General features: G+C 44.7%; 9 protein-coding genes. 4 read left to right on the forward strand and 5 right to left on the reverse strand.

Annotated elements, in window-relative coordinates; genetic code table 11:
• Positions 1-118 precede the first annotated feature (118 nt).
• The 4 genes from F6K46_RS35340 to F6K46_RS35355 all read right to left on the reverse strand — a co-directional run bounded on the left by F6K46_RS35340 (position 119) and on the right by F6K46_RS35355 (position 3,957).
• Entirely contained in the window at positions 119-505 is a 387-nt protein-coding gene (locus F6K46_RS35340) for a hypothetical protein (protein WP_293067052.1), read from the reverse strand.
• 498 nt (positions 506-1,003) lie between these two features.
• Positions 1,004-1,204: a hypothetical protein gene (locus tag F6K46_RS35345; protein ID WP_293067055.1), complete on the reverse strand. Its 201-nt coding sequence runs from the start codon at positions 1,202-1,204 to the stop codon at positions 1,004-1,006.
• Complete coding sequence (gene dnaK / locus F6K46_RS35350; protein ID WP_293067058.1) at positions 1,167-3,077, reverse strand: molecular chaperone DnaK; 1,911 nt, start codon at positions 3,075-3,077, stop codon at positions 1,167-1,169. Before dnaK ends, F6K46_RS35345 begins: the two co-directional genes overlap by 38 nt.
• 736 nt (positions 3,078-3,813) lie before the next feature.
• Positions 3,814-3,957, reverse strand: coding sequence for a hypothetical protein (locus F6K46_RS35355; protein WP_158069471.1), 144 nt, complete (start codon positions 3,955-3,957; stop codon positions 3,814-3,816).
• A 418-nt stretch (positions 3,958-4,375) separates the two neighbouring features.
• On the opposite strand from F6K46_RS35355, the gene dusB reads away from it, so the two are divergent.
• From dusB to rpsU, 3 genes are all read left to right on the forward strand, one after another.
• Positions 4,376-5,386, forward strand: a complete 1,011-nt coding sequence (gene dusB / locus F6K46_RS35360; protein ID WP_293067062.1) for a tRNA dihydrouridine synthase DusB — start codon at positions 4,376-4,378, stop codon at positions 5,384-5,386.
• A gap of 352 nt (positions 5,387-5,738) precedes the next feature.
• A complete protein-coding gene (locus tag F6K46_RS35365) occupies positions 5,739-6,971 on the forward strand; it encodes a transposase (protein ID WP_293067065.1) in 1,233 nt (410 codons plus the stop codon).
• A gap of 164 nt (positions 6,972-7,135) precedes the next feature.
• Positions 7,136-7,315 carry a 30S ribosomal protein S21 gene (gene rpsU / locus F6K46_RS35370; RefSeq protein WP_008186741.1) on the forward strand — a complete coding sequence of 60 codons (180 nt, stop codon included), beginning with the start codon at positions 7,136-7,138 and terminating at the stop codon, positions 7,313-7,315.
• Between the two features lie 218 nt (positions 7,316-7,533).
• Here the strand turns inward: rpsU and ligA are convergent, their stop codons facing one another.
• On the reverse strand, positions 7,534-9,618 hold the full coding sequence (ligA, locus tag F6K46_RS35375) for an NAD-dependent DNA ligase LigA (protein ID WP_293067068.1): 2,085 nt from the start codon (positions 9,616-9,618) through the stop codon (positions 7,534-7,536).
• 195 nt (positions 9,619-9,813) lie between these two features.
• Here ligA and F6K46_RS35380 point away from each other — a divergent pair, with 195 nt between their 5' ends.
• Entirely contained in the window at positions 9,814-10,260 is a 447-nt protein-coding gene (locus F6K46_RS35380) for a tellurite resistance TerB family protein (RefSeq protein ID WP_293067071.1), read from the forward strand.
• The last annotated feature ends 277 nt before the right edge of the window (positions 10,261-10,537 follow it).

The following is a 10,537-nucleotide window of genomic DNA, read 5'->3' on the forward strand; positions in this document are numbered from 1 at the left end:
CCATAAAGTTCCTGAGTCAGGCTGTGTCCTTAGCAGTCAGGCAGCGTTCTCACGAATTGTCTCTGATTCCGCTTTTGAAGTGAGTGGGGTGACTTTGTCAATCTCTACACCTGAATGCTTACCTTTTGACCCACTTACAAAGTTGTTTACTGCTGCAATTATAGATATTTTGTAAAGCTTGTAAGTCATGACGAGCTGCCTCTACCAATGCTGGTGGTAATGTTTCTAATTCAGAACTTTGCACTTGCCTGGTAAAGGAATTATCAGCCCTAAGGATTTGTCTAAACAGATAATTTTGCCAACTTTCGTTTTGGCTAGCTAACCCTTGAAACCACTCACCATAAGCCTTTAAACAACGGATGTCATCCACATCACTGTTCACCATAGCTTCTAATAGTTTCAAAAAAGCTAAACCTACCCCTTCACTCAAGACTGATTGATAAACTAGCAACGATGCAGCTTGGTAGCGAAGGTTTTGAATTGAATCAATCGTTTGTTTATCCACAATAGCGTTTTCAGTTGGGTAATGTTTTTAGGGAGTAGGGAGTAGGGAATCGGGAATCGGGAATCGGGAATTTAGAAGATGCAAGAGGCAAAATTTGGTTGTATTTTGATGTTTTGATGTTTTAAAAATGTCACCGAGAAACTATTTTAAAGATTTACTTTTTTGCCTAAAAGTACTGATCTAATCTATTATTCATCAATTCTACTAAGTGACGACTCTTGCCTCTTGCCCTTTGCCTTTTGCCTAGACTTTAGCTACTAATTTATCATATAGCAATCCCTGTTGTAATTGTGATAATTTTTTTCCGATTACCGATTCCCTATTCCCTACTTCCTACTCCCTAAAATCCAATAAGCAAAAGGTTGACGAGTAATCAAATTCTCATCAACCTTTATTAGACTTTAGACAAGGATAGACTAAGGTTTAGGATTATCTGCCATTAGCTATTAGCCATGTAAGTATTCAGCTATCAGTCATCAGCTATCAGCTATCAGTTAGTCAGTTATCAGCTATCAGTTTGATAATAAAACAGGTAACCGTTTTTTTTATCTGAGTTACGGAAAGCTGACCGCTGACCACTGACCGCTGACCGCTGACCGCTGACCGCTGACCGCTGACTGCTGACCGCTGACCACTGACCGCTGATAGCTTACCTAAACCCCTACTTGCTTTCAGAAAACTCAGCGTCAATGACATCATCACCACCGGAGCTACCAGAAGCAGCAGCATCAGGACCTGGTGCGCCAGCATCAGTAGGCTGAGCAGCCCCCTCAGCTTGTTGATACAGGTTAGCACTAACACTGTAGAGAGCTTGTTGTAACTCAGTGGTCAGAGTCTTGATTTTCTCATCATCCTCTTGGGTAATTGCCTCTCGCAGGTCCTTGATCAACCCTTCGATCTTCTCCTTATCAGCTGCTGGCAATTTATCATCGAGTTCTTTAATCTGTTTCTCGGCCTGGTAGGTCAGAGAATCAGCTTGGTTCTTACGGTCAATCTTCTCACGACGCTCTTGGTCAGCCTCTGCATTAGCTTCAGCGTCTTTGACCATCCGGTCTACTTCCTGATCGGATAGGGTGGACGCACCAGTAATGTTGATCGACTGTTCCTTACCAGTGCCCTTGTCCTTAGCGGTAACATTCAGGATACCGTTGGCATCAATATCAAAGGTTACCTCAATCTGAGGCACGCCACGGGGTGCAGGGGGAATACCATCCAATCTGAAGGTTCCCAGACTCTTGTTGTCAGAGGACATTTCCCGCTCACCCTGAAGAACATGGATTTCTACGTTGGTCTGACCATCCACAGCAGTAGAGAAGGTTTCTGACTTCTTGGTGGGGATAGTGGTGTTGCGAGGAATCAGTTTCGTCATCACGCCACCGAGAGTTTCCACACCCAAGGACAAGGGGGTGACATCCAACAGTAGGATATCCTTGACTTCACCAGCCAATACACCACCTTGGATAGCAGCACCTACCGCTACCACTTCATCTGGGTTAACGGTTTGGTTAGGATCCTTGCCAAGTACCTTCTTGACCACCTGTTGCACTGCAGGGATCCGAGTAGAACCACCAACCAAGACCACCTCATCAATGGCACTCTTATCGAGTTTGGCATCCTTGATGGCATTCTCTACCGGAATGCGGCAACGGTCGATTAAGTCAGAGCAAATATCTTCAAACTGACCCCTAGTCAAGGTCATATCCAGGTGCTTAGGCCCTTCTTGGGTAGCCGTGATGAAAGGCAAGTTAATGTCAGCTTGCATAACGCTAGACAACTCAATCTTGGCTTTCTCTGCGGCTTCAGTCAGACGTTGTAGAGCTTGCTTGTCCTTACGTAGGTCAATCCCTTCTGCGCTTTGGAACTCTTTGGCTAGGTGATCAACAATTTTCTTATCGAAGTCATCACCACCGAGGTGAGTGTCACCAGAAGTAGCTAACACTTCAAATACCCCGTCACCTACTTCTAGAATAGAGACGTCAAAGGTACCACCACCCAAGTCAAACACCAGGATAGTTTCGTTGCTCTTCTTGTCTAAACCATAAGCCAGAGACGCTGCGGTCGGTTCGTTGATAATTCGCAGCACTTCAACACCAGCAATCTTACCCGCTGCCTTAGTAGCTTGACGCTGGGAGTCATTGAAGTAAGCTGGCACAGTAATGACGGCTTGGGTAACGGTTTCCCCAAGATACTTGCTAGCATCATCAACCAGCTTGCGCAGCACCTGAGCTGATATCTCTTCTGGCGCAAATTGCTTTCCTTGAGCTGGGGAATCTAGCTTGACATTATCACCAACCTTGAGAGTTTTGTAAGATACTTCGGTAGCCTCGTTGGTGACTTCACTGTATCTACGTCCAATGAAGCGTTTGACTGAATAAAAAGTGTTTTCGGGGTTCATCACCGCCTGACGCTTAGCGATTTGACCCACTAAGCGATCGCCATTTTTGGCATAAGCTACGACTGAAGGGGTTGTCCGAAAACCTTCTGCATTAGCAATAACCGTGGGTTTACCACCTTCCATTACTGCTACGCAGGAGTTTGTTGTACCTAAGTCAATTCCAACAACTTTTGCCATAAGAGTGTTCCGGGTGCCTATAACTACAAATACTGGTAGGGTAGGAGAGGATTAGAGAAGGATCCGTCAGATTGGTTCAAGGAATAACCGTTGCCAGTTTTTATACCATCGGTTGGATTACCATTATTTATACTGAACTTTATTTGCCAGTCTAATGAAGGGTGGTTTCCCGAACCTAAGATGGGACGGTTCTCGATTGATTGAACCTCCCCAACCTAAGAGGATGGGGATTCCCAGGCACAACCAACTAAGTGGCTGTTAAGTCCATGGGCGTAACTTTCCCTGGCCGTAGGCCACGCTGCGCGAACGTTCCGGGGGTAGCCGGGTAGGATCGATACCCAGTTTTTTCGTTTATTAACGCCATTGAGGGGAAAAGAATACCCCGTCCTATTAGGTCGGGGATGAATTTTACCCTGGCCAAAGGCCACGCTACGCGAACAAACTCCCCTCTTCGATAACCGATTATCTACTGATTTTCTCGGTCAAGGGGCAGCAGGAAAGAAAAAAGTTATGGGTAATCAGCGCCATTTTCGATTAGGTGTGATAGTCGGAACATAGGGAAGATCACCGAAGTTGGGGAAGAATCCACCCAGAGTTCTGATTTCCGTCACGTTTGAATTAGGACTGCTATGGTCAAAACCCATGTATGTTTTTTTCCTGACCCCTTTTTCTTGCCTTGCCTGTGTCTAATTTACGAAAATTAACGGCTGTTGGGATTGGTGTGAACCGTAACAAATCAGTTGTGTTTGCCGTCTTGAGAGCAGTTGAGAAAACTGAAATGGGAGTCGGGAGTCGGGAATAGGGAAAGATAGAGAGGTGTGGGGAGATGGGGAGATAGAGAGGTGTGGGGAGATGGGGAGATGGGGAGATGAGGATTCATAATTAAGAACTGCTATAAGTATGATCAGCTAAGTATGATCAGCGCTATATCTGTGTTCTGTCATTCTCGGAGATGGCGATCGCGCTTTCTTGTTACAGTCAAAAAGTTAAAGTTGTTGAGATTTAGCTATATTTTCTGATTCTTCTTAGAAAATATAGAAGCGATCGCCGTTTGTACAAGAGTTAGAGAAGTTATAAATCACAAAAGTTTTCCCAGACTGATCAAACATAGAGCTATCGCTTCTCATATTAATGAGGTACACATTTTTTTTTTAGCTATTCCCTGTTTCCCATTCCCTGTTTACTATTAAATCATGCTCCCTGCTCCGAAGTCCCTGCTCCCTAAAACCCAAAAAATTGTACCTTACCTAATTCAAAAATTAGATTAGGTAATCACGACGGAAACAACACCATTACCAATGCCAGTTCTATCTCCACAATTACAGCAACGGTTAGCATCACCCCTAAAAATTGGGTCAGTTGAGGTCAACAGCCGGGTGTTACAGTCACCCCTGTCTGGAGTAACCGACTTGGTCTTTCGTCGCCTAGTGCGTCGCTACGCCACTGAGTCGATGATGTATACCGAAATGGTTCATGCTAGCCAGTTAAAGTATCTCCGAGAATTGCCCAAGATTATGGAGGTAGACCCATTAGAAAAACCGATCAGTATCCAATTATTCGACTGTCGCCCGGAATTTCTGGCTCAAGCGGCACAAAGGGCAGTGGCAGAAGGGGCAGATACTGTGGATATCAATATGGGTTGCCCTGTTAATAAAATTACTAAAAATGGTGGCGGGTCTGCCTTACTGCGAGATCCAGAAACGGCAGAAGCAATTGTACAATCAGTAGTCAAGGCAGTGGAGGTACCTGTAACGGTCAAAACCCGTATTGGCTGGACTGATCAGGAGATCAATGCGGTAGAATTTGCCCAACGTATGGAAGATGCCGGGGCTCAGATGTTGACCCTCCATGGCCGTACTCGTGACCAGGGGTATAATGGCTCGGCTCGCTGGGAATGGATTAAGCGGGTAAAAGATGTGCTGTCTATCCCAGTGATTGCTAATGGGGATATTTTGTCCGTCGATGCAGCAGTGCGCTGCTTGGAAGAAACCGGTGCTGATGGGGTAATGTGTTCTCGGGGAACCCTGGGCTATCCCTTTCTAGTCGGAGAAATAGACTATTTCCTGAAAACCGGACAACTGTTACCCCCAACCACACCAGTACAACTGCTTGAATGTGCTAAGGAGCATTTACAAGGTCTATGGCACTATAAGGGGGAGCGGGGTATTTATCAGTCCCGGAAACACATGAGTTGGTACGCGAAAGGGTTTCCCGGAGCAGGGGAATTGCGTAAGAAACTCAGTAGAATAGAGACGGTTGACCAAGGAGTTGAGTTGATTGAAGATGCGATCGCTAAACTTCATCCGTAAGCAATCAGCCGTCAGCCGTCAGCCGTCAGCCCTGAGCTTTTAGCTCATGCGTGCGCGTTCAGCCACGCTACTTAAGGTGCCGTCAGCCTTTGCATAATAGCTGGTTGCTGATAGCTTATAGCTGATAGCTAGCTGCTGATAGCTTATAGCTTACCTTCATCTTAATCAACCCTAATTTTTTAAATAATTTTTTTATCCCAGTATTTTTACCAAAAATATTGGGTTTAAAGCCCCGTCCTTCTAGGACGGCTTTTTTTTTTAGAATCTATATTGACAGTTGTCGCCAAGCATGTTAATTTTGGAGTTTATCGAAACAGATCGATCTTCGTTCGCGGAGCGTGACCTTAGGTCAATGATCATTCTAGAGTTCAAAGCATGGGGCAAAAAACACCAATATTCAGCTATAGACGAAGCTATTCGGACAGTGAAGTTTATCCGTAATAGCTGTATTCGCTTGTGGTTGGACAACAAAGGAACTGGGAAGTACGACCTTAGCAAATATTGCAAGGTTTTGGCCAAACAGTTTCCTTTTGCTAATGAGTTGAACTCTAGTGCTCGTCAGGCCGCGTCCGAACGAGCATGGTCATCAATCGCGAAATTTTACGACAATTGCAAGAAAAAGGTACCCGGAAAGAAAGGGTTTCCCAAGTTCAAGAAAAAGGTGAGATCGGTTGAGTATAAGCAATCAGGAGGGAAATTGTCCCCTGATAAAAAATCAATCACTTTCACAGATAAAAAAGGAATTGGGAAGCTTAAACTCAAGGGTAAATGGGACTTGTGGCGCTTTGATAAGAAACAAATTAAGCGGGTTAGAATAGTTTGGCGAGCAGATGGGTACTATGTCCAGTTCTGCGTTTCAGTCGATATCAATGAAGAATTAGAATCAACCGGTAAAACTATCGGACTGGATGTAGGACTTAAAGATTTTTACACTGATTCTGATGGGAATACTGAACCTAACCCAAGGTTTTATCGAAAGGGAGAAAAGCGCCTTAAGTTCTATCAGCGTCGAGTATCCCGAAAAAAGAAAGGCTCATCCAACCGTAAAAAAGCCGTTAATAGATTAGGCAGGACACATCTCAAGATAAGTAGGCAACGTGAAGAACATGCCAAGAGACTCGCACGTTGCGTAATCCGGTCTAACGACTTGGTCGCCTACGTTCGCGCAGCGTGCCGAAGGCAAGACTTAAGAGTAAAAAATCTAGCAAAAAATCATTGTCTTGCTAAGTCTATTAATGATGCAGGTTGGTATCAGTTCCGAAAATGGATGGAGCACTTTGGCGTCAAGTTTGGCAGAATAACCGTTGCAGTTAATCCTGCCTACACTAGCCAGAACTGTTCTAGTTGTGGTGAAGTGGTCAAAAAGTCGCTATCAACTCGAACTCATACTTGCAAGTGTGGGTGCGAACTAGACAGAGACCACAACGCCGCCATCAACATTAGAACAAGAGCCTTGAGTACGGTGGGGCACACCGGAACTTGGATCATTGATCCGAACGCTTGCGGAGAATCAACCTCTACTCTTCCTGATTCCGGTCTGGTTGAGCAAGTTGGCTCGTTGAAGCAAGAATCCCCGTTCTTCTAGGACGGGGAGTGTCAAGGTATAATCACCCAGGCAGATTCTGTCGGGTATTCACCCTGCTGGGTAATATCCTGTCACGTCTTGTTATCAGCAATATTGCTAGATAGTATAATTGTATGATAGTATAGGTAGAATTTTTTGTTCAAATTTAGGAGGATTAATTTAGTATGACCCAAGTGGTTGTCGGTGAAAATGAAGGTATTGAGTCAGCCCTGCGTAGATTTAAGCGACAAGTCTCTAAAGCAGGAATTTTTGCTGATATGAAGCGTCTACGTCACTTTGAGACTCCCATTGAAAAGAAAAAGCGCAAAGCGATCGCTCGCAGACGCAAGCGTCGTTACCGCTAAACCTTCAATTGACACTGTCAACACTCCCCGGTCATCAGACGCGGGGTTTTTTGCTGGGCTTACTCCCTCCCTATCACCTGACCGGTTGAAGCAACCACAGTAAAGGAATCGGGAATCGGGAATCGGGAATCGGGAATCGGGAATCGGGAATCGGGAATCGGGAATCGGGAATCGGGAATCGGGAATCGCTAACGTAGATTTGTTTGGAATAGGTTCAGTTAAAGCAAGTCCAACAACTGGGATTCACTTAATTGGGTAATTCCTAATTCTTTAGCCTTTTCTAACTTAGAACCAGCATCTTCCCCAACCACCAAATAATCAGTTTTGGCACTAACTGAACTAGTAACCTTACCACCAGCGTTTTGAATCAAGTCTTTCGCGTCACTACGCTTGAGGGTAGGCAAGGTGCCAGTAATCACAAAGGTTTTTCCGGTTAAGGGTTGGGTTTTATCTAGCGCTCTAGTTTTAGTAGAGGCTTCTAACTGTAAACCTGCCTCTCGCAATCGAGTAATCAAGGTTTGGTTGCTGGAAATCTGAAACCAACCCCAGACAGACTGAGCAATTTCTGGTCCAATGCCGTAGATTCCCTCAATATCGGTGACGGTTGCTTGAGCCAACTGCTCAATGGTAGGAAAAGTCTGGGCAAGGGTTTGAGCATTGACACTACCCACATGACGAATCCCTAACCCATACAGGACTCGTGACCAAGGTTGAGTTTTGGATTTTGCGATCGCATTTAGCAACTTCTGGGCTAACTTATGCCCCATACGCTCCAATGACACCAGCTGCTCTAGGGTTAAATCATAAAGGTCAGCAACAGATGTCACTAAGCCTTGGTCTACCAATTGTTCTACAATCTTTTCCCCCAAACCATTAATATCAAGAGCATTACGACTTGCCCAGTGGGTGAGAGTGCCCTTAACAATAGCAGGACAAGATGAATTAATACAGCGAGTCACTGCTTCACCCTTAGGACGCACCAAGGGTTGATTACAAACAGGGCAATGGGTAGGCATCTCGAAGGGTTTAGCATGATCAGGACGTAACTCTGGTAAGACACGTACCACCTCCGGGATAATTTCCCCCGCTTTCCGTACAATAACCGTATCCCCAACTCGCAAATCTAATTGGGCAACATAATCACCATTGTGTAGGGCAGCCCGTTGTACTGTTGTCCCTGCCAATTGCACTGGTTCTAAAATAGCCAAGGGTGTCACTGCTCCGGTGCGTCCCACATTAACTGTAATTGCTTCGACACGACTGGGAGCTTCTTCAGCCGGATATTTCAGAGCAATCGCCCAACGAGGAAACTTCTGGGTAAACCCCAATTGTTTTTGTATCCGGAAAGCATTAATTTTCACCACTACCCCATCGGTCAGGTAGGGTAAATCTTTCCGTTTCGCATCCCAATGATTGTAATAATCCTGAACATCCTGTAAGGAAGTACAACATTTGGGATGGGGATTCACCGGAAAACCAAGCTTTTGCAGCAACTCTAGAGCATCCCATTGGGAATTGGGCATTGGGATGGTGTACTCCTCACTACTATCCTGATTCGGAATATGTAAGGTATAAGCAAAGAAAGCCAATTTTCGTTGAGCAACAATTCGGGGCTCTAATTGTCGCAATGTACCAGCAGCGGCATTACGAGGATTAGCAAATAATGGCTCACCTGCTTGTGCTCGTTCCTGATTAATCCTCTCAAATACATCCAGGGGTAAGAATGCCTCACCACGCACTTCTACTAAGGCTGGCGGTTGGTCTAGATTTTGGTCTAGATTAAGTTGGTCTAGATTCAGCCGCAAAGGAATGGAGCGAATAGTACGGACATTCTGAGTAATATCTTCTCCTGTGGACCCATCACCTCTGGTCACTCCCCGCACTAAAATCCCCTTTTCATAGGTCAGTGCTAATGCTGAACCATCAATTTTGAGTTCACAAACGTCTTCAGTATTGACTTCTGAGTTTTGGGAAATGTCACCAGAAATATGACGCTGCCATCGTTCTTGCCATTGCTTAAATTCCTCAAGGTTAAAGGCATTATCCAGACTATAGAGTGGGATATTGTGGCGCACGGAAACAAAACCAGTAGCTGGTTTTTCTCCTACCCGCTGGGTTGGACTATCAGAAGTTATTAACTGAGGATACTCTGTTTCCAGCTCTTGCAGTTCCCGGTAGAGTTGATCGTAGATGGCATCTGCCATGATGGGATTGTCGAGGACATAGTAGGCATAACTAGCGTTTTGCAACAGTCGCCGCAGTTCCTGAACTCGCTGGTTTACGTCGGGGGTTACTGGTGCCACAGGGGTGATTATCCTTGATGGAGATTGACTCTAGTTTATCGGTCAGATTAACCAGATTAACTATAGCCCTGCTTGAGGTGAAACAGAAAACTTTCGCAAAGTCTAGTCACAAGTTCAGTATTTCCACTAATTCCATTTGCGGTCACCAATGTCATCTTGGTATTAACTAAGGTACTTTTCCAAGAGACAACAACAATGGGTCTGTTTGACAAAATTTCAATTAGTCGTCAACACAGCCAAATAACACTCGGACCAGCTGAAGCCTTTGCTGCGATCGCATTAACTGCTGGTGCTGCTGACGGATACGCGACTAATTCTGAGGTTCAAGCCATTATTACTGCCTTATCTCGAATGCAGCTGTTTAGGAGCTACTCAGCTGATGTAATGGCAAGAATGTTTGAACGACTTTTGATGCTCCTGCAGCGGCAAGGTTCTGATCCTCTTCTTAGTGCAGCCCTGAAATCACTCCCCTATGAACTACAAGGAACAGCCTTTGCGATCGCCACTGATATTATCTTAGCAGATGGAGAAATTACCGATGATGAAGAAGAGTTTTTGAACGAGCTTTATCATGCTTTAGAGATATCAGAAGAAACCGCTGTAAATATTATAGACGTAATGTTAATTAAAAATCAAGGGTAATAGGATTTTTAATTAATTACTAATTTTGACAAAACTGGCTAAATCTATTCAGTCGAGGGTTCACTTCTAGAAGTGAGCCCTCGACTGTTAATTATGATCTGATCTAACTTGTGATCACCTGGGGCTTGATAGAATTACTAACAGATTCAGGTTCTATACTACTCCTAAATGATAATAGAGAAAGCCTCATAAGTGCCTAAATTAGGCATAGTAAATAATCGATATTCAATAAATAATTCAAATAATTTCTTAGTGAGCTTGAAAGATTGACATCGTT

Origin of the sequence: Moorena sp. SIO3E8 (assembly GCF_010692445.1) — a bacterium.
GTDB classification, from domain to species: Bacteria; Cyanobacteriota; Cyanobacteriia; order Cyanobacteriales; family Coleofasciculaceae; genus Moorena; species Moorena bouillonii.